The sequence below is a fragment of the Devosia crocina genome (assembly GCF_900116545.1).
GTDB lineage: Bacteria > Pseudomonadota > Alphaproteobacteria > Rhizobiales > Devosiaceae > Devosia > Devosia crocina.
In genome coordinates, this window is sequence record NZ_FPCK01000001.1 from 1671206 (window position 1) to 1694793 (window position 23588).

The 23588-nt window shown below is 61.8% G+C and carries 20 protein-coding genes; 6 read left to right on the forward strand and 14 right to left on the reverse strand.

Going from position 1 to position 23588, the window contains the following annotated elements; translation table 11 throughout:
• Positions 1–41 precede the first annotated feature (41 nt).
• Complete coding sequence (locus BM364_RS08075) at positions 42–1850, reverse strand: IlvD/Edd family dehydratase (protein ID WP_092423145.1); 1809 nt, start codon at positions 1848–1850, stop codon at positions 42–44.
• A gap of 285 nt (positions 1851–2135) precedes the next feature.
• On the opposite strand from BM364_RS08075, the gene BM364_RS08080 reads away from it, so the two are divergent.
• The 4 genes from BM364_RS08080 to BM364_RS08095 are packed head-to-tail and all read left to right on the forward strand — an operon-like array spanning position 2136 to position 6512.
• Positions 2136–3047, forward strand: coding sequence for a 2-dehydro-3-deoxygalactonokinase (locus tag BM364_RS08080; protein WP_092423147.1), 912 nt, complete (start codon positions 2136–2138; stop codon positions 3045–3047).
• Between the two features lie 12 nt (positions 3048–3059).
• Positions 3060–3671: a 2-dehydro-3-deoxy-6-phosphogalactonate aldolase gene (locus BM364_RS08085; RefSeq protein WP_092423150.1), complete on the forward strand. Its 612-nt coding sequence runs from the start codon at positions 3060–3062 to the stop codon at positions 3669–3671.
• Positions 3668–4543 carry an SMP-30/gluconolactonase/LRE family protein gene (locus tag BM364_RS08090; protein WP_092423152.1) on the forward strand — a complete coding sequence of 292 codons (876 nt, stop codon included), beginning with the start codon at positions 3668–3670 and terminating at the stop codon, positions 4541–4543. The genes BM364_RS08085 and BM364_RS08090 overlap by 4 nt, the downstream gene beginning before the upstream one ends.
• Positions 4544–4550: 7 nt before the next feature.
• Positions 4551–6512, forward strand: a complete 1962-nt coding sequence (locus tag BM364_RS08095; protein ID WP_092423154.1) for a beta-galactosidase — start codon at positions 4551–4553, stop codon at positions 6510–6512.
• On the opposite strand, the gene BM364_RS08100 is transcribed toward BM364_RS08095, so the two are convergent.
• Positions 6481–8601, reverse strand: coding sequence for a ComEC/Rec2 family competence protein (locus BM364_RS08100; protein WP_092423156.1), 2121 nt, complete (start codon positions 8599–8601; stop codon positions 6481–6483). The genes BM364_RS08095 and BM364_RS08100 overlap by 32 nt on opposite strands.
• A 91-nt stretch (positions 8602–8692) precedes the next feature.
• On the opposite strand from BM364_RS08100, the gene gltX reads away from it, so the two are divergent.
• The gene (gltX, locus tag BM364_RS08105) at positions 8693–10105 is read left to right on the forward strand and encodes a glutamate--tRNA ligase (protein ID WP_092423158.1); all 1413 of its coding nucleotides are present in this window, start codon (positions 8693–8695) and stop codon (positions 10103–10105) included.
• A 155-nt stretch (positions 10106–10260) separates the two neighbouring features.
• Positions 10261–11550 carry a citrate synthase gene (gltA, locus tag BM364_RS08110; protein ID WP_092423160.1) on the forward strand — a complete coding sequence of 430 codons (1290 nt, stop codon included), beginning with the start codon at positions 10261–10263 and terminating at the stop codon, positions 11548–11550.
• 48 nt (positions 11551–11598) lie between these two features.
• On the opposite strand, the gene BM364_RS08115 is transcribed toward gltA, so the two are convergent.
• The 12 genes from BM364_RS08115 to rpsB form a co-directional block, all read right to left on the reverse strand.
• Complete coding sequence (locus BM364_RS08115) at positions 11599–12735, reverse strand: lipid-A-disaccharide synthase (protein WP_092423162.1); 1137 nt, start codon at positions 12733–12735, stop codon at positions 11599–11601.
• A complete protein-coding gene (gene lpxA, locus BM364_RS08120) occupies positions 12736–13545 on the reverse strand; it encodes an acyl-ACP--UDP-N-acetylglucosamine O-acyltransferase (protein WP_092423164.1) in 810 nt (269 codons plus the stop codon).
• On the reverse strand, positions 13538–14017 hold the full coding sequence (fabZ, locus tag BM364_RS08125; protein ID WP_092423166.1) for a 3-hydroxyacyl-ACP dehydratase FabZ: 480 nt from the start codon (positions 14015–14017) through the stop codon (positions 13538–13540). Before fabZ ends, lpxA begins: the two co-directional genes overlap by 8 nt.
• Positions 14014–15042, reverse strand: a complete 1029-nt coding sequence (gene lpxD / locus BM364_RS08130; RefSeq protein WP_092423168.1) for a UDP-3-O-(3-hydroxymyristoyl)glucosamine N-acyltransferase — start codon at positions 15040–15042, stop codon at positions 14014–14016. The genes fabZ and lpxD overlap by 4 nt, the downstream gene beginning before the upstream one ends.
• Positions 15043–15114: 72 nt before the next feature.
• A complete protein-coding gene (gene bamA, locus BM364_RS08135) occupies positions 15115–17244 on the reverse strand; it encodes an outer membrane protein assembly factor BamA (protein WP_175528518.1) in 2130 nt (709 codons plus the stop codon).
• A gap of 181 nt (positions 17245–17425) precedes the next feature.
• Positions 17426–18562 carry an RIP metalloprotease RseP gene (gene rseP / locus BM364_RS08140; protein ID WP_244542799.1) on the reverse strand — a complete coding sequence of 379 codons (1137 nt, stop codon included), beginning with the start codon at positions 18560–18562 and terminating at the stop codon, positions 17426–17428.
• Between the two features lie 39 nt (positions 18563–18601).
• A complete protein-coding gene (locus BM364_RS08145) occupies positions 18602–19462 on the reverse strand; it encodes a phosphatidate cytidylyltransferase (protein WP_175528519.1) in 861 nt (286 codons plus the stop codon).
• Positions 19459–20220, reverse strand: coding sequence for an undecaprenyl pyrophosphate synthase (locus BM364_RS08150; protein WP_092423176.1), 762 nt, complete (start codon positions 20218–20220; stop codon positions 19459–19461). Before BM364_RS08150 ends, BM364_RS08145 begins: the two co-directional genes overlap by 4 nt.
• A 31-nt stretch (positions 20221–20251) precedes the next feature.
• Positions 20252–20806: a ribosome recycling factor gene (gene frr, locus BM364_RS08155; protein WP_092423178.1), complete on the reverse strand. Its 555-nt coding sequence runs from the start codon at positions 20804–20806 to the stop codon at positions 20252–20254.
• Positions 20807–20895: 89 nt separating this feature from the next.
• Positions 20896–21615: a UMP kinase gene (gene pyrH / locus BM364_RS08160; RefSeq protein WP_092423997.1), complete on the reverse strand. Its 720-nt coding sequence runs from the start codon at positions 21613–21615 to the stop codon at positions 20896–20898.
• Positions 21616–21802: 187 nt separating this feature from the next.
• A complete protein-coding gene (tsf, locus tag BM364_RS08165; protein WP_092423180.1) occupies positions 21803–22729 on the reverse strand; it encodes a translation elongation factor Ts in 927 nt (308 codons plus the stop codon).
• A gap of 71 nt (positions 22730–22800) precedes the next feature.
• Positions 22801–23571: a 30S ribosomal protein S2 gene (gene rpsB / locus BM364_RS08170; RefSeq protein ID WP_092423182.1), complete on the reverse strand. Its 771-nt coding sequence runs from the start codon at positions 23569–23571 to the stop codon at positions 22801–22803.
• Positions 23572–23588 lie beyond the last annotated feature (17 nt).

Genomic DNA, 23588 nt, shown 5'->3' on the forward strand with positions numbered 1-23588 from the left:
ACATGGGCCACCGCTGCAGATGCAGCGATGGCCCGCTTTTTCTAGTGATTATCGCGCGGCAGGCCTTCGCTCTGGGCGATGCGCTGATACTTTTCGGCCGGCTTGAGAATGGCGCCGTCGCCCAGCTGCCCGACAAGACCACGCTGGATTTCCTGCCAGGGAGTCTGGTGCTTGGGGAACTTGTAGCCGCCATCGGCTTCAAGCGCGGCGCGGCGGGTGGCGATCTCTTCGGCTGAAATCAGGATATCGGCCTCGCCCTTGTTGAGGTCGATGCGCACGCGATCGCCGGTCTTGAGGATGGCGAGATTGCCGCCGGCAGCCGCTTCGGGCGAAGCGTTGAGGATCGAGGGTGAGCCCGACGTGCCCGACTGACGGCCATCGCCGATGCAGGCGAGCGAGTGCACGCCCTTCTTGATCAGATAAGCCGGGGGCCGCATGTTGACGACTTCGGCCGCACCGGGATAGCCGATGGGACCGGCGCCGCGCATGAAGAGCAGCGTGTGTTCGTCGATCTCGAGCGAGGGATCGTCGATGCGGTGGTGGTAGTCTTCCGGACCATCGAAAACCACTGCCTTGCCTTCGAACATGCCCGGATGGGCCGGGTCCGATAGGTAGCGCTCGCGGAACTCGGGCGAGATCACCGATGTCTTCATGATGGCGTTGTCGAAAAGATTGCCGCGCAGGACAAGGAAGCCGGCTTCGCTCTTGAGAGGATTGTCGAAGTGGCGGATGACCTTGTCGTCCTCAATCCGGGCGTCGCGGCAGTTTTCGCCGATGGTCTTGCCGTTGACGGTCGGAGCGTTCTCGTGAATGAGGCCCTGCGCCATCAGCTCGTTGACGACGGCGGGGACGCCACCGGCGTGATAGTAGTCTTCGCCCAGATATTCGCCGGCCGGCTGCAGGTTGACGAGCAGCGGGACCTTGTGGCCGTGCTGCTGCCACTCGTCGATGCTGAGCTCGACCCCGATATGCTTGGCAATGGCATTGATGTGGATCGGCGCATTGGTGGAGCCGCCGATGGCCGAATTGACGACGATGGCGTTGAGGAAGTTTTCCTTGGTCAGGATGTCGGAGGGCTTGAGGTCCTCATGCACCAGTTCCACGGCGCGCTTGCCGGTGCGATAGGCCATTTCCTGACGGTCGCGATAGGGCGCGGGAATGGCGGCGGATCCGGGCAGCTGCATGCCGAGAGCCTCGGCCAGCGAGTTCATCGTGGTCGCCGTGCCCATGGTGTTGCAATAGCCGGTCGACGGGGCGGACGAGGCCACGAGCTCGATGAACTTGGGGTAGTCGATTTCGCCGGCGGCGAGCATCTGACGGGCTTTCCAGACGATGGTGCCCGATCCGGTGCGCTCGCCCTTGTGCCAGCCGTTGAGCATGGGACCGACGGAAAGCGCAATGGCGGGAATGTTCACCGTTGCCGCGCCCATGAGCATGGCGGGCGTAGTCTTGTCGCAGCCGATGGTCAGCACCACGCCATCGAGCGGGTAGCCATAAAGCACCTCGACAAGACCGAGATAGGCAAGGTTGCGGTCAAGGCCGGCAGTGGGACGCTTGCCGGTTTCCTGAATAGGATGGACCGGAAACTCGATGGCGATGCCGCCTGCTTCGCGGATACCCTCACGCACGCGCTCTGCAAGAACCATGTGGTGGCGGTTACAGGGGCTGAGGTCGGAACCGGTCTGCGCGATGCCGATGATCGGCTTGCCCGACTGCAGCTCTTCCCGCGACACACCGAAATTCATGTAACGCTCAAGATAGAGCGCGGTCATGTCGGGGTTGTCGGGATTGTCGAACCAGGCACGCGAGCGCAGTTTGCGCGGAGCACCGGCGCAATTGTCAGTCGTCATCGTCAAATTCCTTTTCCGTCCGCATGAATGCGGCGCGTGGGGCCTCGGGTTTGTGCCGTCGTGAACGGCGATCGCCGCACGGGGCGGCCGACCTCGGAAAAATCATATAATTGATTTGTCCGCTGTAACAGGGCCTCTTTTGCCGCCAGGCCGGGAAAATCTTACCAAACGAGGAGAACGCCCATTCGCGCTGCGAGAGCGGGATCGCGGAACGCCCTATCCAGAGCGGACGAAGCCCTTTAGGGTCGCGCCGCACCTGACGGCATTCGGTGAGGAGACTGAGGTTTGAGCGAATCTGTGGCTTGGGTCGCGGTAGATTGGGGAACATCCAATCTACGCGCATGGACGATCGATGCGACAGGCAATGTGCTGGGGTCGCGCACTTCGCCCAAGGGTATGGGCAAGCTCACCCGCGAGGACTATCCCGCAGCTTTGGCCGACCTTCTTACCGACGTGCCGCTCGATGGCCCCACCGATGTCTTGGTTTGCGGCATGGCCGGAGCGCGCCAGGGCTGGCTGGAAGCGCCATATCTCGAAGCGCCCACGGATCTGAGCGGCCTCATCCGGGGCGCGGTGCATCCCGATAGCGGCTCGGCGGATCTCAGGGTGTCGATTCTTCCCGGTGTCTGCCAGCGGCAAGGCGGCGACAATGTGATGCGCGGCGAGGAAACCCAGTTGCTGGGGCTCGCTGCGACGCTGCCGGGTTACCGGGGTCTCGTTTGCATGCCGGGTACGCATTCCAAGTGGGCGATGCTCGAGGGCACGCGGATCGCACACTTCACCACCGCCATGACCGGCGAGATGTTTGAACTGCTTTCGACCCATTCGGTGTTGCGCCATTCGCTGGGTGGCGACCTCTCTGGAGAAGTGCGCAACGAGGGGTTCAAGGCTGGAGCGGGCGATGGCCTTTCTCACCCTGCCGATCTCCTGGGCCAACTTTTCCGCGTTCGCGCGAGTGCGCTGATTTCGGGGCGGGAGCCGGCCTGGTGCGCGGGCTACCTTTCCGGCCTCCTGATCGGAACGGAAATCGCCGCCAATCGCCACCAGATCGGTAACGATCCGGTTCCGCTTATCGGCTCGCATACGCTGTGCGCACTTTATGCCCAGGTGCTGGAGATGGCGGGCGCTACCGGGCGACCGGTGGATGCCACGGCCGTTGTGCTGGCCGGGCTCAAGAGTGCGCGCGAAGCTGCCTGAAGGACATCAATCATGACTCATCGCCACATCATCGCCATTCTGCGCGGCATCACCAATGAGGAGGCGGTGCCCGTGTGCACTGCCCTTGTCGAGTCAGGCATCACTCTGATCGAGGTCCCGCTCAACTCGCCCAACGCCACCGAAAGCATCGCGCGGGCAGCCAAGGCGCTGTCGGACCGAGCTGACATCGGGGCGGGCACCGTGCTTTCGGAGGAAGACGTGCGGGCCGTCTCTGCTGCGGGGGGCACGTTCATCGTTTCGCCCGACACTAACGAGGCAGTGATCGCCGAGACGGTGCGGCTGGGGATGAAGTCCTATCCGGGCGTCTTTTCACCCAGCGACGCCTTCAAGGCCATTCGCACCGGCGCCTCGGGACTTAAATTCTTTCCGGCCGAAGTGCTGGGGTCCAAAGGCATCAAGGCGATGAAGGCGGTGCTGCCGCCCGATATGCCCACCTATGCTGTGGGCGGCGCCAATCCCGACAATTTCGATGAGTTCTTCGCTGTAGGCTGCACCGGCTTCGGCCTCGGCACATATATTTTCAAACCTGGCATGAGCGTTGCGGAGGTCGCCGAGCGCGCCGCCACTGCCGTTGCCGCCTATGACAAGGGAGCCAAGGCATGAGCGAAACCGCCCGCCTTCTGATCGACAGCAAATGTGAACTGGGTGAAGGCCCGATCTGGCATGCCGAGCGCCAGCAGCTCTTCTGGTTCGACATCAACGAGCAGTCCCTGTTTGCTGCCAACACAGCGGGTAAAATTGAGGAAAGCTGGCTCTTCAACGAGGCAGTGACTGCAGCAGCCATCATCGATCGCGATCGCGTCGCCATTGCCAGCGAGAACGGGCTGATCGAGTTCGACCTGCGGGTCGGGGGGATGAACCGGCTGGAGGATATCGAGCGGGACGTGCCCGCCAACCGCTCCAACGATAGCCGTGTCCATCCGTCGGGTGCTTTCTGGATCGGCACGATGGTCAAGGACGAGGGACCAAAGAACGGGGCGGTCTACCACTACCGCGCGGGGCAGTTGACCCGGATCATCGAGAACGTTGCCATTCCCAATGCGACCTGCTTTTCGCCCGATGGGCGGATCGCCTATTTCACTGACACACCGACCAAGAAGATCCTCAAGTGCCTGACGGACCCGGAAACGGGCCTGCCGCAGGGCGAGTGGGAAGTGTTCGCCGATGTCGCGGACGGCCGCGGGCATCCCGATGGGGCCGTGGTCGATAGCGAAGGCTATCTCTGGAACGCCAAATGGGGCGGCAGCTGCGTCGTGCGCCATGCGCCGGACGGCAGCATCGACCGGATCGTGGAAGTGCCGGTGAGCCAGGTCACCTGCCCGGCCTTTGGCGGCAAGGATCTGAAGACACTGTTCATCACCACCGCGGCCAAGGGATTGTCGCCGGAACAGCTGGCGGCGGAAAAGGTCGCGGGTGGCGTTTTCGCCATCGAGGTCGATGTCGCCGGCCAGCCCGAAACGCCGATCAAGCTTTGAGCACACCATGACCATCGAACCTACCCTGGGCGTTTGCTACTACCCCGAACACTGGCCGGAAGACTGGTGGGACAAGGACGCGGCGCGTATGGCCGATGTCGGCATCCAATATGTCCGCATCGGCGAATTCGCCTGGTCACGGCTTGAGCCGACGCCGGGCGATTTGCAGCTGGACTGGATGATCCGGGCCATGGATGTGCTCGGCCGTCATGGGCTCAAGGTGATCGTGGGCACGCCCACAGCCACCCCGCCGCGCTGGATGGTCGACAAGCATCCCGACATGCTGGCCGTCGATGCGCATGGCCGCCGGAAAGGCTTTGGCTCGCGGCGTCATTATGATTTCTCGCACCTGCCTTATCGGGAAGAATCGGCCCGCATTACCCAGATCCTTGCAGATGCTTTGAGCGATCATCCTGCGCTGGGCGGCTGGCAGACGGACAACGAATATGGCTGCCACGGCACGACCTATTCCTATTCGCCGGCAGCGCTCGAGGGCTTTCGCAAATGGCTTGCGCAGAGATACGGGTTGATCGAGGCGCTGAACGAGGCTTGGGGCAACGTCTTCTGGTCCATGGAGTACAACAGCTTCGACCAGATCGAGCTGCCCAATCTGCTGGTCTGCGAGCCGAACCCGATCCACGATCTCGATTTCCGGCGCTATTCGTCGGACCAGGTCAGCGCCTTCAACAAGGTGCAGTACGACATTCTCAAGGCCAAGCGGCCAGACCTGCCGGTGATCCACAATTTCATGAGCCGCTATAGCGAATTCGACCATTACGACCTGGCCGAAACGCTGGATGTGGCGAGCTGGGATTCATACCCAATCGGGCACCTGGCGGTGAGCGATGAAAGCGAAGAGATCAAGCGCCAATATCTGCGCCAGGGCGATCCCGACAATGCAGCGTTCCACCACGACCTCTACCGCACGGTGGGCCATGGCCGCTGGTGGGTGATGGAGCAGCAGCCGGGGCCGGTGAACTGGGCCAGTTTCAACCCCGACCCCCTGCCCGGCATGGCGCGGCTCTGGGCCTGGGAAGCGTTCGCGCACGGGGCGGAAGTCGTTTCCTACTTCCGCTGGCGGCAGGCGCCCTTTGCGCAGGAGCAGATGCATGCCGGGTTGTTGCGGCCCGATAGCGAACCTGCACCGGCTCATGACGAGGCGAGCCAGGTTTCGCGCGAGCTCAAACAGACTGCGCTTTCAGGACCTGTTGGGAAGGCGCGGGTAGCGCTGGTTTTCGATTATGACAGCGAATGGGCCTGGGAGGTGCAGCCGCAATCCAAGGGCTTCAGCCACGGCGCCCATGTTCGCGAGATCTATGCCGCGTTCCGCAAGCACGGCGTCGATATCGATATCCTGTCACCCAAGACCAACAGCTTTGCGGGCTATGACATCGTGGCGACTCCGGCGCTGTTTGCCTGGACCGACCAATTGCGCGAGGCAGTCGAGAGTTTCGAAGGTTATCTTTTGGTGGGGCCGCGCACGGGCTCCAAGACCAAAAACTTCTCGATCCCCGCGCGGCTGGGCCCGGATCTGTCGCCAAACCTGCTCGATGCACGCGTGATGCGGGTCGACAGTATCCCGGGCCATGTTTCGATCCCGGTCAAGGGTGGCGGTTCGACCAAGCTGTGGCGCGAAAAGGTGGAGACGCGCGGCGAGATCGTGATGGAGGACAGCGAAGGCGTGCCGGTGCTCGTGTCGCAGGGCAAGATCTTCTATCTCACTGCCAGCGGCGACAGAGCGCTGATGCAGCGCATTGCCGATTATCTGATTGCCGAGGCCGACTTGCCGACGCTCAACCTGCCGGCGGGAGTGCGCGCCCGCTCACGGGGCGGCTACCGGATCTATGTCAATTATTCTGCAGGTCCGGCAACGCTGAACCTGGCCGAAGACGAGAGCGAGTATGTGGTGGGCGAGAGCGAAATGCCCGCTGCCGGGGTCACCGTGGCCCGACTCGCCAAGGCCGATTGAGCGAAGAAATAGCCGGGCGGATATCGAACCGCCCGGCTGCCTCATTCCAGCGGAGCCAATGAACGCCTCCGGCCGCAAGCTCCGACGGTCCGATCAGCTGGGTGCTGGTGCCGCAGCCGCGGGGTGGATCGATGCGCGCGACGACGAGCGCGGGGCCATGGCAGTCCTCGGCAAAGGCAGCAGCATTGCGGACGATGGCGATGGTAAAGGCGGGCGTCGTAACGATGCAGCCAATGCTGTCGCAGCGCGTGCCGGAATGTTTTGCGGCGACGGTGGTCTGATAATGCCGGCTCCATACATCCACCGCGAAACTGCCGGGACGGCCGCTGACGAGGCTGAGCCCGGATCCATCGCGCACCGCGACGGCCTGGGTGGTGTCGGCGATCAGAACGTCGGGGCGCGGCTCGAGACCGAAGGCCAGCACAACCGGCACGATGAGCGCGGGCAGGAGCAGGCGCCAGCGGTTTTCGATGAATGCGAACCAGGCTAGTGCCAGAAGGCCCGCAAGCAGCGTCCAGCCGGCAAGCAGTGGATTGCCGGTCAGGTGCTGGCTCCACCCGGCCACAAGGTTGGCCACATCGACCATGCGATCGATATTCCAGCCCATGAGTTTGAAGAAGATGCCATCGAGCCCGACAGGCATGGTGAGGATGGCAAGGACGCCGAACCACATGATCATGCTGACGAAAGGCAGCGCCAGCACATTGCCGAGGACGCCCAAGGGGGCTGTCTGTTGGAAATGGTAGGCTGAGAAGAGGAGCGTGGCGACCCCGGCGACAAGGCTGGTCCAGGCAGTGGCGGACACAAAATGTAGCGCACGGGTTACCGGATTTCTAGCGTCGCTGGCAAAGATGCGCGGCAATTCGAAGATGCCGATCAACCCCACAACGGCCGCAAAAGACAGCTGGAAGCTGGCGCGGAAAACGCTTGCGGGATCGATGGCGATGATAACGAGCGCGGCGATGGCGACATTGCGCATGGTGAGCGCCCGCCGCCCGGCGAGCACGGCGCCGAAGATCAACGCCAGCATGAGCGTCGAGCGGAAGGCAGGGATGTTGTCGAGCCCGCCGGCGAGGAGCAGATAGCCGAAGGCAGCGAGCAGCCCGGCTATGGCGGCGATGTGCTTGATGGGCCAGATCAGCACCGTGGGCAGGCTCGCCAGAAGCCAGCGCATTAGCCAGAAAATGCCGCCGGCAACGATGGAAAGATGAAGGCCCGAGATAGAATAGACATGGGCAAGGCCGGAGGCAGCCATGACTTCACGCGTTTCGTCGGTGATCGCGCTCTGATCGCCCACAACCATGGCACGCCCGATCGCGGCGCTGCTGCCTTCGAGAGCCTCATCGATGCGATCGGCAATAAAGGAGCGAAGACCATAGACCTGACGGGCGAGATCGGTTTCATCGCCGGGCACGCTGATCTCGACCGGACCGATGGCGCTGCCGTAAGCGCCTATGCCGGCAAAATAGGCGTGAAACTGGCTATCGAAGGCCCCCGGCAGAACCGGACCGGGAACGGCGGCCAGCCGGAAGCGGCCGCTGATCGTGTCTCCGATGCGGACCTCGGGTTCTGTGGGCAGGAACAGGCGGGCGCGGCGAATGTCGAGACTGCGGGTGCCTTCGGCCGGAGTAATTGCGGAAACAACGACACGCGTGCCTTCGCCATCTGCCGAGAGGATTTCATCCACCTGAGCCGAATAGGTGCCATAGGCAGGCCAGGAGAGCATGGGGGTGCCGAAGGCAACGCCGTGCATGGCGAGGAGACCGAAGCCCCACGCAAAAGCGGCAAGCTGCGGGATCAGGCGCAGGGCGGCATCGGAGCGGGAAGCGATGGCCCAGAGGGTGAGCGCGAGGACGAAAAGCGCAGCCAGAGCCATATGGAGCGCGCTCGGTTGACTTGGCAGGAGCGCATAGAGCGCTAGCCCGAAAATGGCGCTGAACGGCAGGAGAACGAAACCGCGTCTGCCCCGTGCAGCAGAGGCGAGCGCATCGAGAAAGGACTGACGAGAGTGGGCCGCGAGCCTGCGCCAGGACGCTCCAGGCGTGCGGACGAGAGGCGCGGGAAGCGCTGCCTCGCCTGATCCTTCCATGCCCCCAGTCCCCACCACGCACCCCTGCCCTTGCGCTCAAGCCCGCCTATGCTACACACGCCCCGAAATTCCTCAATTCGTTCCGGTTGCCATGTCCCAGGTTGTCACTCGTTTTGCCCCCTCTCCTACTGGGTACCTTCACATCGGCGGTGCGCGCACGGCCCTGTTCAGCTGGGCCTATGCCCAGAACAAGGGCGGCAAGATGCTGCTGCGCATCGAGGACACGGATCGCGAACGCTCAACGGAAGCTGCGGTTACGGCGCTGATCGATGGGTTGAAGTGGCTGGGCCTTGACTGGGAAGGGGAACCGATCAGCCAGTTTTCGCGCGCCTCGCGCCATGCCGAGGTTGCCCATGAACTAGTAAAGATGGGCCACGCCTATTATTGCTATTGCTCGCCCGAGGAACTGGACCAGATGCGCGAGGAAGCGCGCGCTGCCGGCAAGCCGCCACGCTACAATGGCGTTTGGCGCGATCGGGACCCCAAGGAGGCACCGGAGGGTATTTCGCCTGTCATCCGCATCAAGGCGCCGCTTTCCGGCGAGATCGTGGTGCGCGACCATGTGCAGGGCGATGTCGTCTTCAAGACCGAGAATCTTGACGACTTCATCATCCTGCGTTCGGACGGCACACCGACCTATATGCATGCGGTGGTGGTGGACGATCACGACATGGGCGTAACCCACATCATCCGCGGCGACGATCACCTGACCAATGCTGCCCGCCAGATCATCATCTACAACGCCATGGGCTGGACCGTGCCGGAGATGGCGCATATTCCGCTGATCCATGGTCCGGATGGCGCCAAGCTCTCCAAGCGTCATGGCGCGCTCGGCGTCGAAGCGTATCGCCAGATGGGCTACTTGCCTGCAGCGCTTCGCAACTATCTTGCCCGTCTGGGCTGGAGCCATGGCGACGAGGAAATCTTCTCGACCGATCAGATGGTCGAGTGGTTCAGCCTCGAAGCGCTCAACAAGGGTGCGGCCCGCTTCGACTTCGTCAAACTCGAAAACATCAACGGCCATTATATCCGCGAGGCCGATCCGAGCTATCTCTACCAGGTGATGATCGACACGGCCAAGGAAGTAGGCCGCGACGAGGATGCCAAGGGCCTGGCGGACAACCACAACACGGTACTGGCCGCCCTGCCCGAGCTGCAGCCGCGCGCCAAAACGGTGCTCGAGCTGATCGACCTTGCCCAGTTCATTTACGCCGTGCGCCCCATCACCCCGGATGCGGCCGCATCGGCGCTGCTTACCCCCGAAGCCAAGACGGTGCTGGCGGCCATTGCCGAAACGTTAGGGGGGCTTGCCGATTGGTCAGTGCCCGAGATCGACGCGGCCATGCGCAAGCTGGCGGAAGAGAAGGGTCTGAAGCTCGGCAAGCTCGCTCAGCCGCTGCGCGCAGCCCTCACCGGCCGCACGATTTCGCCGGGAATCTTCGAGGTCATGGTGCTGATCGGGCGCGAGGAATCGATGGCACGCCTGGGTGATCAAATCGCTTAAGACCAGGGTAAGCAGAGGGTAACCTCTGCTTACCTATCGGTTGCCTCTCAGGCACAAAAACTGATACCTCTGCGCTCGACAATCGGCACCCGCTGCGGTGCTGCCCGGCTTCATCAAATCCTTCCCTCGGAGCCGGGTTATACGAGGAGAGCTCAATGACCGAAAAAGTCGCCAAACTCGTCGTCGGAGATCAGACCGTCGAATTCCCGATTTTGAGCGGAACGGTGGGGCCGGATGTCGTCGACATCCGATCGCTCTACGCTAAGACTGGCCTTTTCACCTACGATCCTGGCTTCACCTCGACCGCAGCCTGCGACAGCGCCATTACCTATATCGATGGCGACAAGGGCGAACTGCTGTATCGGGGCTACCCGATCGAGCAACTGGCCGAAAAGTCCAACTATCTCGAAGTCTGCTATCTGCTGCTTTACGGCGAATTGCCGTCTGCCCAGCAGTTCAAGGAATTCGAAGAGCTCGTCACGCGCCACACCATGGTGCACGAGCAGATGCATTATTTCTATCGCGGCTTCCGTCGCGACGCCCACCCGATGGCGATCATGACCGGTGTCGTCGGTGCCATGGCGGCGTTTTATCACGACTCAACCGACGTCAACGATCCGCAGCAGCGCGAGATCGCCTCGATCCGCATGATCGCCAAGATGCCGACGATCGCGGCCATGGCCTACAAATATTCGGTCGGCCAGCCGTTCGTGTACCCGCGCAACGACCTCGATTATGCGTCGAACTTCCTCCATATGTGCTTTTCGGTTCCGGCCGAAGAATACAAGGTCGATCCCAAGATCGCCCGCGCCATGGACCTGATCTTCACGCTCCATGCCGACCACGAACAGAACGCATCTACCTCGACGGTGCGCCTGTCGGGTTCGTCGGATGCCAACCCGTTCGCCTGTATCGCTGCTGGCGTTGCGTGTCTCTGGGGCCCTGCCCATGGCGGCGCCAACGAAGCCTGCCTCAACATGCTGCGCGAAATCGGGACGGTCGATCGCATTCCCGAGTTCATCGCCCGCGCCAAGGACAAGAACGATCCGTTCCGCCTGATGGGCTTTGGTCACCGCGTCTACAAGAACTTTGATCCGCGCGCCAAGGTCATGCAGGCCACGGCCAAGGAAGTGCTCGCGATTCTGGGCGTCGAGAACAATCCGACGCTGCAGGTCGCTCAGGAACTGGAACGCATCGCGCTTGAAGACCAGTACTTTATCGACCGCAAGCTCTATCCCAATGTGGATTTCTATTCCGGCGTGATCCTGGATGCGATCGGCTTCCCGACCTCGATGTTCACCGTGCTGTTTGCGGTGGCTCGCACCACCGGCTGGATCAGCCAGTGGAAGGAAATGATCGGCGATCCGCAAAAGAAGATCGGCCGCCCGCGCCAGCTTTATAACGGCTCGGGCGCACGCGACTACCAGGCGATTGGCAGCCGCTGATCGAGGCGCACAATAACAAAGGCCCCGCTTCGGCGGGGTCTTTCTTTTTCAGCTTGGGCGATGGCTGAGAACGCGTTCGGCGGGATCGACCTGGGGATCAGTCTCCGTGCCGGCTTCCATCAGGTGCCTGATGCGGGCAAAGCCATCGAGCTGGCTTTGGCTTGCCGAGGGCGCATCGAGGAGCTGTTCGATGGCTTGAGCAAGCGGCGCAGGATCGGCCTCTAGCTGCAGGATTTCGGGAACGAGGGTCTCGTCGAGAATGGCATTGGGTAGCGAGGCGAACTTGACCTTGTATTTGAACCAGCGCTTCGCCTGACCCTTGTCGGCCACATAGGTCGTGACCATCGGCACGCCGGCGAGGGCCAGCTCGAGTGTAACCGTGCCGGTCACGGCGACCGCAGCGACGGCTCTGGCGAAGGCCGATGCCTTGTCCGCTTCCCCGCTGACCACCTCCACCTTGACGGGCCAAGCTTCGACCTCACCACGAAGGTGCTGTTCGAGGCGGCGCGGCGTGGGCAAGATAAAGCCGGTCACCCGCGGATGGGCCGCAAGGCGCTCGGCAACGCTCCGCATCAAGGGGAGGTGACGGCGGAGTTCGCCATCGCGACTGCCGGGCAAAAGCAGAATCGGGCCTGAGGCGGGGACGGCCGGCCTCGACTCAAGGGCGGCGGATGCCGGATGGCCGATATAGGAGGTTGGCGGTCCCCCTGCCCCGCGCATGAAGGCGGGTTCGAAGGGAAGGACGGCCATGACCTCGCGAAACCGGGGCGTGAGGTGCTGCGCGCGCTCAGGCTTCCAGGCCCAGACGGCGGGCGCGACACAGAGAAGAACCGGGATGTCGGGCGCGGCCTTGTGCACCTGCCTGGCGACAATGGACGAAAAGACCTGCGCGTCGACAAGGACCGCAACATCGGGGCGGGCGCGGACGATGGCTCGAGCGACCTGGCGGGCGCGCCAAAGCAGTTTGGGCAGGCGCGGCAGCACGTCGGCCCAGCCCATGACCGAAAGCTCGTTCATGTCGAACAGGGTTTGAAGCCCTTGTGCGGCAAGTGCATCGCCACCGACGCCGGACAGGGTAACCGGCGTTTTTCCACGCAGACGCCGAACGAGATCTGCCGCGATGCGATCGCCGGAAGGTTCACCGGCGAGAATGAAGAGCCGGAAAGGCTCGCTCGCCGGGCTCACCTATTCCTCGTCCGAATCCGCGCGCGGCAAGGTCAGCGGCCGATCCTTGGCCGAGGCGATGAAGGCCACGACGTCCTGAACCAGGCTCTCGTCCTTGAACATGACGGCGGCATCATCGACCCGCTCGCGCAGCGTGCCTTCGCTTGAAAAGATCATGCGATAGGCGGCACGCAGGCGGTGGATCGCTTCGCGATCCAGGCTGGCGCGCCGAAGACCGACAAGGTTGAGCCCGGCAAGGCGCGCGCGATTGCCGACCGCCATGCCATAGGGAATAACGTCGCCATCGACCATGCTGTGGGCGCCGATGAAGGCGTGCGAGCCGATGCGCACCTTTTGGTGCACGGCACAAATGCCACCGAAGCGGACATAATCTCCGACAACGGCATGGCCGGCGATGCCGACATAGTTTGCAAGGACGACATTGTTGCCCACGATCGCATCGTGAGCGACGTGCGAGCCTGCCATCAACAGGCAATCATCGCCGACCTTGGTCAGCATGCCGCCGCCTTCGGTGCCGGGATTGATGGTGACCGATTCGCGGATGGTGCAGCGCGCGCCAATTTCGAGCCGCGACTCCTCGCCATGGAATTTCAGGTCCTGCGGCTGGTGGCCAACGGAGGCGAAAGGAAAGATACGCGTATCGGCTCCGATCGCCGTACGGCCATCGACGACGACGTGCGAAATCAACTCCACCCCATCATGCAGCACAGCATTTTCGCCGACCATGCAAAAGGGGCCGATCTTGACGCCCGCGCCGATCTGGGCGCCCGGAGCGACGATCGCGGTGGGGTGAATCGTCGACTCAGTCACCCTTGGCCTCGGAGATCATGGCGGTGATCTCCGCCTCTGCGACCACGGAGCCATTCACCTTGGCTTCGGCGCGATAGCGGCCGACATTGCGGCGGCGCTGAATCTTGGTGACGTGATATTCGAGCGTGTCGCCAGGGCCAGCGGGGCGGCGGAACTTCGCCTTGTCCACACCGAGCAGCATGACGATGCTCTTCTTGTCATCGCGGGAGTCGTGACGGATGGCGATGGCGCCGCAGACCTGGGCCATGCCTTCGATGATCAAAACGCCAGGAAAAATCGGGGTGCCGGGAAAATGGCCCTGAAAGGCAGGCTCGTTGACCGTGACATTCTTGATGCCGATGGCAGAATCGTCACCATCGATTTCGATGATCTTGTCGATCATCAGCATCGGATACCGGTGCGGAAGAGTGCTGAGGATATCGGTGATGCTCATGGCATCGAGTTCAGTGGCAGCAACGACCGTTTCCGTCATCCCCGCTTGTCTCCTTTGGCCAGTTTCCGCGTGACAGCGAGTTCACGCCAGAAGTCCCTTATATCTTGCGCCGGGGCTCCAGCAAGTTTGGAGCCTGCGGGCCAGTCCTTGGTAACGGCCGCGCGGCCGTGAATCACAGAGCCCGCGCCGATCCGCAGGTGTCCCGAGGTGCCCACACCGCCGCCCATAAGCACGCCATCTTCAACGATGGTCGAACCGGACAGTCCGCTCATGGCGGCGATCAGACAGTTTCGGCCGATGCGGCAATTGTGGCCGATTTGGACGAGGTTATCGATCTTGGTACCATCGCCGATGACAGTATCGCCCAGGGCGCCGCGATCGATGGTGCTGTTTGCGCCAATTTCTACCCGGTCCTGAACGATGACGCGGCCCAGCTGCGGGATCTTGCGGTTGCCCTGGCCGTGATCGAGCCAGCCGAAGCCTTCCGTGCCGATGCGCACGCCGGAATGGATAACAACCTCGTTGCCCACATGGGCGCAGTCGATGGTGCAATTGGCCGCGATGATGCAGTTGCGGCCGATGGTGACACCCGGACCAATGACGGTATTGGCGCCGATTATGGTGCCGCGGCCGATCTCGACGCCTGCACCGATTACAACATTGGAGCCGATGGTGACATCGCGCTCGAAAATAGGCGCGCCAAGATCCTCCCGCGTGCCGGCCAGGATTGCCCTGGTGCTGGCGGGGTAAAGACGGTCGAGAATGCTAGCGAAAAGGATGTGGGCACGAGGCAAGGCGATCGCCTCGACCCCGGCAGGTACGCGATCGACCAGCTTGGGATCGACAAGCGCAAAGCTCGCGCGGGTCTGGCTCAGGCTTTCGGCGTAAGCGGGCTGGCTGGCAAGGACCAAGTCGCCGGCACCGGCCAAATCGAGTTCCGAGACGCCTTCCACCATGCGGCCGGGGGCGGACAACCCGTTAGCCAGTTCGGCCTGTCCAAGCTCATCGAGCAGCGCTGCAATAGCGATAGGGCCGGAAAATCGGTGAAATCGGGTATCAACCATGAGCGCACTTCAAAACAAAGAGCTGCGGTGCTACCGCACCGCAGCTCGATGACTTCTTCCACGTAGACCGGCTTAGAGCAAGGTCTGCAGTGTGATCTGGAAGACCTGAGTGCGGTCTGCCGTCGACTTGTTGAGGACGTGCGAGACGTCGCCACGCAGAGGACCGAACGGTGAATCCCAGATGAGCGATGCACCCACCGAAGCACGCCATGGCGAATCCTGGCTGTTCGGATCGAGAACACCGACACCAGTGCCGGGCAGGCCGTCGATCCAGGCAGCATCGGCGAACAGGGCGCCGCTGAGGCCATAGCTTTCCGGCAGAGCCGGGATCGGGAACTCGACCTCGGCCGAGACGCCGGCATACATGGTGGCACCGAGATACTCGCCGGTGGTGAGGCGCGGACCAACGCCACGGCTCTGGAAACCACGGATGAGGTTTGCACCCGGCATGAAGGCTTCCACAGAATGAACCGGGTTGTCGTCGAGGTTGTTGACGATACCGGCCTGACCGCGAACGCTGGCGATGATGCCGCTGTCCTCGATAATGGGCATGAAATAACGCGCCCGCGCCTCGGACTTGAGCAGGTTATGATCCCAGCCGATATATTGCTGGGAGAAGGTGGCGTAGAGGCCGTTGGTCGGATCGCGCGTATCGTCGAGGCCGTTCCAGGTCAGGGTGTAGCCGACGAAAGCCTTGTTGAATTCCTGACCATCGGTCACGAGCGACGAGCGGAACTCGTTATTGTCGCCGTTGTCGACGTCCGCGATCACCTTGCGCTCGTAGCCGCCGAAGAGCGACGCGGTCAGAGCGCTCGTTACCGGCACACCGAAGCGAAGCTGGCCGCCGGTGGTCTGCGAGCCGTAGAAGGTGGTTGTCGTTTCGTCTGTGATACGGTGGTAGGCATCAACGCCAGCCGACACCTTGAGACCCATGAAGCGGGGCTCGGTGAAGGAGAAGTCGAAGGTGCGGCCGGACTGCGTCGCACCGATGGCGGCACGCAGGTACTGACCGCGACCGAGGAAGTTCCGTTCGGTCAGCGAGACTTCGCCGAGGATACCATCGGTCGTGGAATAGCCGGCGCTGGCGCCGTATTCACCGGTAGAGGTTTCAGTCACGTTGACGTTGAGGACAACCTTGTCGGGCGAGGAGCCTGCAACAGTCGTAACTTCGACAGCCGAGAAGTAGCCCAGATCCTGGATTGCATCGCGACCACGAATGACCATGGAGCGGTTGAACGGATCGCCCTCGCCGAAGGCCAGCTCGCGACGGATCACGAAATCGCGGGTCTTGGTGTTGCCGGTGATGTTGATGCGCTCGACATAGATGCGCGCACCTTCATCCACGAGATAGGTGATGTTGAAAGTGCCGGAGGCAACGTCGCGATCAAGACGGGCACGAACGTCGGCAAAGGAATAACCCTGAGCCGTGGCTTCGTAGGCCATGTCTTCGATAGTCGACTGCAGATTGGTCACAGAGTACTGAGCACCCTGCCCGGTCTGAACGGTCGAGCGCAGAACTTCGGTGTTGAGGCCGTCGATGCTGGTCTCGATACCGATATTGCCGAAGCGGTAGCGCTGACCTTCATTGATGGTGAAGTTGATGAAATAGGCGTTGCGCGCGGCGTCATACTCAGCGACCGAATTGACCTGCGCGTCGGGATAGCCGCGATTTGCGTAGTAAAGACGGATGCGCTCGCGATCAACGGCCAGCTTGCGCTCGTCATAGGTGTCGTCGCGCAGGAGCCAGCTAAGAATGCCGCTCTCCTTAGTCAGCATGGCTCCCTTGAGGTTACCGCCGCTGATCGCGTTGTTGCCAGTGAAGTTGATCGCCGCGATACCTGCGCGCTCGCCTTCATTGACCTGGAAGATCACCCGGACGCGACCATCGGCCGTCGACTCGGTGCGCGAGGTGACCGTGACGCCCATAAAACCGTCACGATCGTACGCGAGACGGATGCTCTCCACGTCTGCAGCCAAACGCTGCGGCGTGTAGATGCCGGACGCTGCCAGATCGACCATCGCCAGAAGCTGAGCATCGGAGAAACGGCGGTTGCCCTCGAACAAGACAGAGCCAACCAACTGCTCCTGAGCCTGCGCGACAGCAACGCCCAGCACCGGAAGTCCGGCACCAACCATGGGGCTCGCCCCCATAATCGCGATCGCGGAAACCGCGCCACGCATCAGCTTGGTGGGGTTAATCATATTGTTATTGCCTTCTGCGACCGGCCCGGGGAATCGCCATACGCCGCTCCCCCAAGCTAACTCCATTGAAGTGTTTTACTGTTTTTTTAACCACGGACAAGCGGCAAGCCCAGACGCGGTTAGCAATTCATTGGCGCGCTTGTATTCGTGCAACACCTTGCGAACCAAGGTTAACTGAACATTACCGCAGTATCCCAAAATGGTCGAAAACCGTGTCGTTGAACAAGGTGAAGACCATCAGGGTCACCACGAGGGCAAAACCAAAGCGGAAGCCGATCTCCTGCACGCGCATGCTGAGAGGCCGACCACGAATGGCTTCAATGAAATAGTACAAGAGATGCCCGCCGTCGAGCATTGGAACAGGCAAGAGGTTGAATATCCCAATGTTAAGTGACAGCAGCGCCATCAGATTGATGAGCGCCACGACCCCCAGGGTAGCAACCTCACCTGACACCTTTGCGACTTTGACGGGCCCGCTGAGCTGTTCGACATCGCCCCGGCCAACAAAGAAATCGCCAAGGAAAGCCCCGGTACGCTGGATGATGAAGCGGATTTCCTCCAGCGTCAGACCGATGGCCTCGACTGGCCCGGGCCGGTAAAGAACAACATCGGTCTCCTCGATATCGCGGCTCACCCCGATGCGGCCGATACGTTGATTGTTGCCAAAGCGATCCTCGATCTGCACCGCTTCGGGCACCAGGGTCAGGGACTGAACGGCACCATTGCGCTCATAGTAGATCGCGACCTGCCGGGCGGGACTGGTGGCCACAAAGCGCTGGAAATCCTCGAAACCACGAACGGCATAGCCATCGACCGCGACAATCTCGTCACCGGCCTCGAAGCCGGCTGCTTCAGCGACCGAACCGGGCAGGACCTCGCCGATCACGGCGGGAACGGTATAGCGTCCATAGCCGAGCAGAAGGGCATAGAGAATGAGAAAGGTGAGTATGACATTGGCGATCGGTCCCGCCGCGACAATGGCGATGCGCTGCCAGACCGACTTGTTGACAAACAGATGCGGCGCAAGAGCCGGATCCTTCAACATGGGAGAATCCGTGTCCGGCACGCTGGCCGCGTTCATATCGCCCACGAACCGGACATACCCACCGAGCGGGATGGCAGACAGGCGCCAGCGCGTGCCATGCCGATCAGTCCAGCCAAACAATTCGCGCCCGAAACCGACCGAGAAGGTGTGAACGGCAACGCCATTCCAGCGGGCGACAAGAAAATGGCCCATCTCGTGGACAAAGACGATGACCGTCAGCACCGCCAGAAAGGGAACGATGTAGGAAAGAATCCAAAGCGGAAAGTCGAGCATTGTCATTCCCCAGCTGCAGCAGCGCCTGGACGGCGGCAGCTACCAGTAAAGCAGTCCCTCGGCAACCGCGCCGAATCCGCCGTGCAATCCCCCGACGATCAAGACGAAGATAATGCCCAATGTGAGGCTATCGAGCCGATCCATCAATCCGCCATGGCCGGGAATGATGTGGCCGCTATCCTTGATGTGGAAATGGCGTTTGACCGCGCTTTCGGCCAGATCACCCAGTTGGCCCAGGATGCTGATCGAGACGACGATCATCAGCCCGATCCCCCACGGCGAATCCGTCAGCAGGGTCCAGACGACGAGCCCGGCAACCGAGCCAAGGGCAAGGCCGCCGAGCGCGCCCGACCAGGTCTTGGACGGCGATATGCCCGGGGCAAGCTTTTCTCCGCCGATCTGACGGCCGGTGAAGAATGCGGCGGAATCGGTCATCCAGACAACCGTGCCGAGGAGAAGCCCGGCCCAGATACCGGCGACACCATCGCCCCGCATGGTAACTGCAGCGCCTATGAGCGTGCCGAAAATCAAGAGGCCCGCAATGCGCCAGACAAGCGCTTCGCGGCCAAGGCGGATGGAAAGGAGGCAGGCAAGGCCGATGCACAGAACCGAGGAAAGAGGCCCAAGAAGCGGAAACAGCAGTCCGGACAGGGCAACGAGCCCGACAAGGATCATGCCGATATTGCCGAGGGGGGCGCGGGAAATCATGGTTTCCCACTCGCGATAGGCGCCGGCATAGACCGCGCCGACCACGGCGGAAAAGAAATAGCTGCCGAGATAAAGCGCCGTCGCCGTGACGAGAATCAGAACGAAAGCGGAGACAATACGCGGGCCGACATCAGCCCAGTTGCGACGCGGGGGTGAGGATGGTGCCGGTGGAGGGGTGCCTTGCTCCGTCAAGTTCCGCTGGACCCCAAGCCACCAAAGCGCCGATCGCGCAAGGAATATGTCTCAAGCACCCTCAGGAAGCTCTCCTCGTCGAAATCGGGCCAGTTTTCCGGCACGAAAACAAATTCGGAATAGGCCGATTGCCAAAGCAGGAAATTCGACAGGCGCTGCTCTCCGCTGGTGCGGATGATCAGATCCGGGTCGGGAATATCGGCGCTATAAAGGCTTCTGGTGATCGTCGCCTCGCAGATCGACATGGGATCGAGGCGACCGGCCGCAACCTCATGCGCAAGCGTGCGCATGGCATCGGCAATCTCGGCGCGGCCGCCATAATTAAAGGCGACGCAGAGCACGAGGCCGGTATTGCCCGCAGTCTTGGCCTCGGCATCATCGATCAGGCGGATCAGCGAAGGCTCGAGCCCCTGGCGCGAACCGATGATGCGCACCTTGACATTGTTGCGGATCAGACGCTGAAGATCGGACGCAACAAAGCGGCGCAGAAGATTGAAGATAAAGGAAACTTCTTCGGGGGGACGCGTCCAGTTCTCGGAAGAAAAGCTGAACACCGTGACATAGCCGACGCCATGGGTGATGCAGGATTGGACGAGCGTGCGCAAGGCGTTGACGCCCTGAACGTGACCTTCGGTTCGCATCTTGCCCCGTGCCTTGGCCCACCGGCCATTGCCATCCATGATCACCCCGAGGTGAACCGGAATACGCAAACCCGGGCCGGAGCCCGGGATGACCTTGGCGGCGGTCTCGCTTGCCATCAACGCCCCTCCTGGCGCGTGATGCAGATCCTTAGACCTGCATGATTTCCTGTTCCTTGGCCGCCACGATCTTGTCGATCTCGGCCACGGATTCGTCGGTCGCCTTCTGGACGAGCTCGGACTGCTTTTTCGCATCGTCCTGGCTCATGTCGCCGTCCTTCTCCGCCTTTTTCAAGGCGTCCATGCCGTCGCGGCGGATATGACGCACAGCGACACGGGCCTGTTCGGCATAAGTGTGCGCAACCTTGGCGAGTTCCTTACGACGCTGCTCGTTAAGCTCGGGCAGCGGCACACGGATCACCTGGCCCTCGCCCATCGGGTTCAGCCCGAGGCCGCTGTCACGGATGGCTTTTTCCACAGCATTGGCCATGCCGCGGTCCCAGACCTGCACCGAAAGCATGCGCGGCTCGGGCACGGTTACCGTCGCCACCTGGTTGAGCGGCATGCGCGAGCCATAGGCATCAACGGTGACCGGCTCCAAAAGGCTCGCGCTGGCACGGCCGGTACGCAGACCCGAGAGTTCGTCCTTGAGCGAGGATATCGATTTCTGCATCCGGTTTTTGAGGTCGCTCAGATCATAGGCCATGGCCGTCGTCCTTCCAGTCGCTTGGCGCCGCTCGGTCTGGCGCGCTCATCTTGTTGTTACACCAAAGGTGCAGCGGGGACGAACCGAAGTCAGCTCAGATCGCCGACCAGGGTCGAGGCTCCCCTGCCCTCTAGGATGCCGGACAGACCGGCATCATCGTCAAGGGAATATACGATTATCGGCATGCGGCTGTCGCGGGCAAGGGCGAAAGCGGCCGTATCCATGACCTTAAGGTTCTGAGAGATCACATCATCGAAGCTGATCTGGTCGTAGCGGACCGCATCGGGGTTCTTTTTGGGGTCATCCGAATAGACACCGTCGACCTTAGTACCCTTGAGCACCACGTCGCATTCGAGCTCGATCGCGCGCAGCGTTGCGGCGGTATCGGTGGTGAAAAAGGGATTGCCAGTGCCGCCGCCGAGAACCACGACGAAGCCCTCCTCGAGAGCGAGTTTTGCATCGCGTGCGGTGAAGGTATCGGCCACCGAAGGCATGGTGGCGGCGCTAAACGGCTTGGATTTGACGCCCTGGCGCGAAATGGCATTGGAAAGAGCAAGGGCATTGATCATGGTGCCCAGCATGCCCATCGTATCAGCCGTTACCCGGTCGGTGCCATCAGCGGCGCCGGCCATGCCGCGGAAGATGTTACCGCCGCCAACGACGATAGCGACCTGGATGCCCGTTCGGGCAACATCGGCGATCTGGCTGGCGACGCCCTGAAGAAAGGACGGTTCGATGCCGAAGGAGAGATCTCCCGCCAGCGCCTCGCCCGAAACCTTGAGCAGGACACGCTTGTAACCGGACGCCATGGGGACCTCACGTTGGAGCTGCGGGCCGCGATTCTGCATGGCCCGAGAAAAACTTGGGCATAGATGCCACAAACAGACGGCAAAGCCACGCTGGAATTAAATACAAGGCGATTAAAGCTCGATCCGGACGGGCCGGAGAGCAAGCAGCAGGGGGCCAGTCGGCCCGCCTGCCAGAATCAAAGCGTGCTTACTTCACGCCAGCCGTTGCAGCGACTTCAGCAGCGAAGTCGGTTTCGGCCTTTTCGATACCTTCGCCGAGGGCGTAGCGCACGAACTTGGTCAGGGTGATCGGCGCGCCGACTTCCTTCTCCGCGTTCTTGATCGCGTTCTCAACCTTGGTCTCGCCGTCGATCACGAAGGTCTGCGCAAGGAGCGTGACTTCTTCGTAGTACTTGCGGATGCGGCCTTCGACCATCTTCTCGGCGATGTCGGCGGGCTTGCCCGATTCCTTGACCTGCTCGAGGATGATGGCGCGCTCGCGGGCAACCACTTCCTGGTCGAGCTCTTCAGCGCGAACAGCCAGCGGGTTGGTCGCGGCGATGTGCATGGCAAGCTGCTTGCCGAGAGCCGACAGGGCGGCCTTATCGCCGGTCGATTCCAGGGCAACGAGGATGCCGATTTTCCCCAGACCTGGCTTGACTGCGTTATGGACATAGCTTTCCACGACGCCATCAGAAACCGAAACGGTTTCAGTGCGACGCAGGTTCATGTTTTCGCCGATCTTGGCGATCGCTTCGGTCAGCTCGGCCGATACGGAATGACCAGCGCCGGGGAACGGCATTTCGCCGAGCTTTACCACATCGCCTTCGGCATCAAGGGCGAGCTTGGCAATGTTGCTGACGATGTTCTGGAACTGCTCGTTGCGGGCAACGAAATCAGTTTCCGAATTCACTTCGACGACGGAAGCCTTGGTGCCGTCCGTGGCAACGCCCACGAGACCTTCGGCGGCGACGCGATCGGCCTTCTTGGCAGCCTTGGCCAGGCCACGGGTGCGCAGCCAGTCAACGGCAGCTTCCATGTCGCCATTGGTTTCGGCCAGGGCCTTCTTGCAGTCCATCATGCCGACGCCGGTCGACTCGCGGAGCTGCTTAACCATTGCAGCAGTGATTTCCATGGGTTCACCTTTCGGCGGCCCCAGAGCGGGGCCGCATAGTTTCGTTCAAGACGATTCCGGCAATACCGGACTTAGTTGACAGCTTCGCCTTCGCTCGGAAGATCTTCGCCCGGAGCTTCTGCAGCAGCACCGAGATCAGCACCAAGTGCGCTTGAAGAACGGCCGATACCATCGAGGGCAGCGCGCGAGATCAGCGAGACATAGAGCTCGAGAGCGCGGCTGGCGTCGTCATTGCCGGGGATGGCATAATCGACGACGTCGGGATCGCAGTTGGTGTCGACGATAGCAACGACCGGAATGCCCAGACGACGGGCTTCCTTGATGGCGTTGGCTTCCTTGTTGGTGTCGATCACGAAGAGGAGCGAGGGAACGTTGCCCATGTCCTTGATGCCGCCCAGGTCGCGCTCAAGACGCTCCTGCTCGCGGGACATCATCAGGCGCTCTTTCTTGGTGCGCAGGTTGAGGTCTTCTTCGCTCATCGATTCCAGTTCGCGCAGGCGCGCGATGGAGTTCGAGATCGTCTGCCAGTTGGTGAGCGTGCCGCCCAGCCAACGGGAATTGACGTAGTACTGAGCCGACTGCTTGGCAGCTTCAGCAACGAGGGGAGCGGCCTGGCGCTTGGTGCCGACGAAAAGCACGCGACCGCCATCGGCTACGGTGTCGGACACGAGCTGCAGGGCGCGGCTGAGGGCCGGCACAGTCTGGCTCAGGTCGAGAATGTGGATGTCGTTGCGAACGCCGAAAATATAGCGTTCCATCTTCGGGTTCCAGCGGTGCTTCTGGTGGCCGAAGTGCACGCCGGCTTCGAGAAGCTGACGCATGGAGAATTCTGGCAGAGCCATTGGATAAATCCTTTACC

Bases quoted from the DNA above. Each gene is read 5' to 3' on its own strand.
- fabZ (WP_092423166.1), bottom strand. From the start codon at position 14,017: ATGACGGAAACGGTCGTTGCTGCCACTGAACTCGATGCCATGAGCATC.
- BM364_RS08095 (WP_092423154.1), top strand. From the start codon at position 4,551: ATGACCATCGAACCTACCCTGGGCGTTTGCTACTACCCCGAACACTGG.
- BM364_RS08100 (WP_092423156.1), bottom strand. From the start codon at position 8,601: ATGGAAGGATCAGGCGAGGCAGCGCTTCCCGCGCCTCTCGTCCGCACG.
- gltA (WP_092423160.1), top strand. From the start codon at position 10,261: ATGACCGAAAAAGTCGCCAAACTCGTCGTCGGAGATCAGACCGTCGAA.
- pyrH (WP_092423997.1), bottom strand. From the start codon at position 21,615: ATGGCGTCCGGTTACAAGCGTGTCCTGCTCAAGGTTTCGGGCGAGGCG.
- BM364_RS08090 (WP_092423152.1), top strand. From the start codon at position 3,668: ATGAGCGAAACCGCCCGCCTTCTGATCGACAGCAAATGTGAACTGGGT.
- lpxD (WP_092423168.1), bottom strand. From the start codon at position 15,042: ATGGTTGATACCCGATTTCACCGATTTTCCGGCCCTATCGCTATTGCA.
- rseP (WP_244542799.1), bottom strand. From the start codon at position 18,562: ATGCTCGACTTTCCGCTTTGGATTCTTTCCTACATCGTTCCCTTTCTG.
- rpsB (WP_092423182.1), bottom strand. From the start codon at position 23,571: ATGGCTCTGCCAGAATTCTCCATGCGTCAGCTTCTCGAAGCCGGCGTG.
- BM364_RS08075 (WP_092423145.1), bottom strand. From the start codon at position 1,850: ATGACGACTGACAATTGCGCCGGTGCTCCGCGCAAACTGCGCTCGCGT.
- bamA (WP_175528518.1), bottom strand. From the start codon at position 17,244: ATGATTAACCCCACCAAGCTGATGCGTGGCGCGGTTTCCGCGATCGCG.
- gltX (WP_092423158.1), top strand. From the start codon at position 8,693: ATGTCCCAGGTTGTCACTCGTTTTGCCCCCTCTCCTACTGGGTACCTT.
- BM364_RS08150 (WP_092423176.1), bottom strand. From the start codon at position 20,220: ATGGCAAGCGAGACCGCCGCCAAGGTCATCCCGGGCTCCGGCCCGGGT.
- BM364_RS08085 (WP_092423150.1), top strand. From the start codon at position 3,060: ATGACTCATCGCCACATCATCGCCATTCTGCGCGGCATCACCAATGAG.
- tsf (WP_092423180.1), bottom strand. From the start codon at position 22,729: ATGGAAATCACTGCTGCAATGGTTAAGCAGCTCCGCGAGTCGACCGGC.
- frr (WP_092423178.1), bottom strand. From the start codon at position 20,806: ATGGCCTATGATCTGAGCGACCTCAAAAACCGGATGCAGAAATCGATA.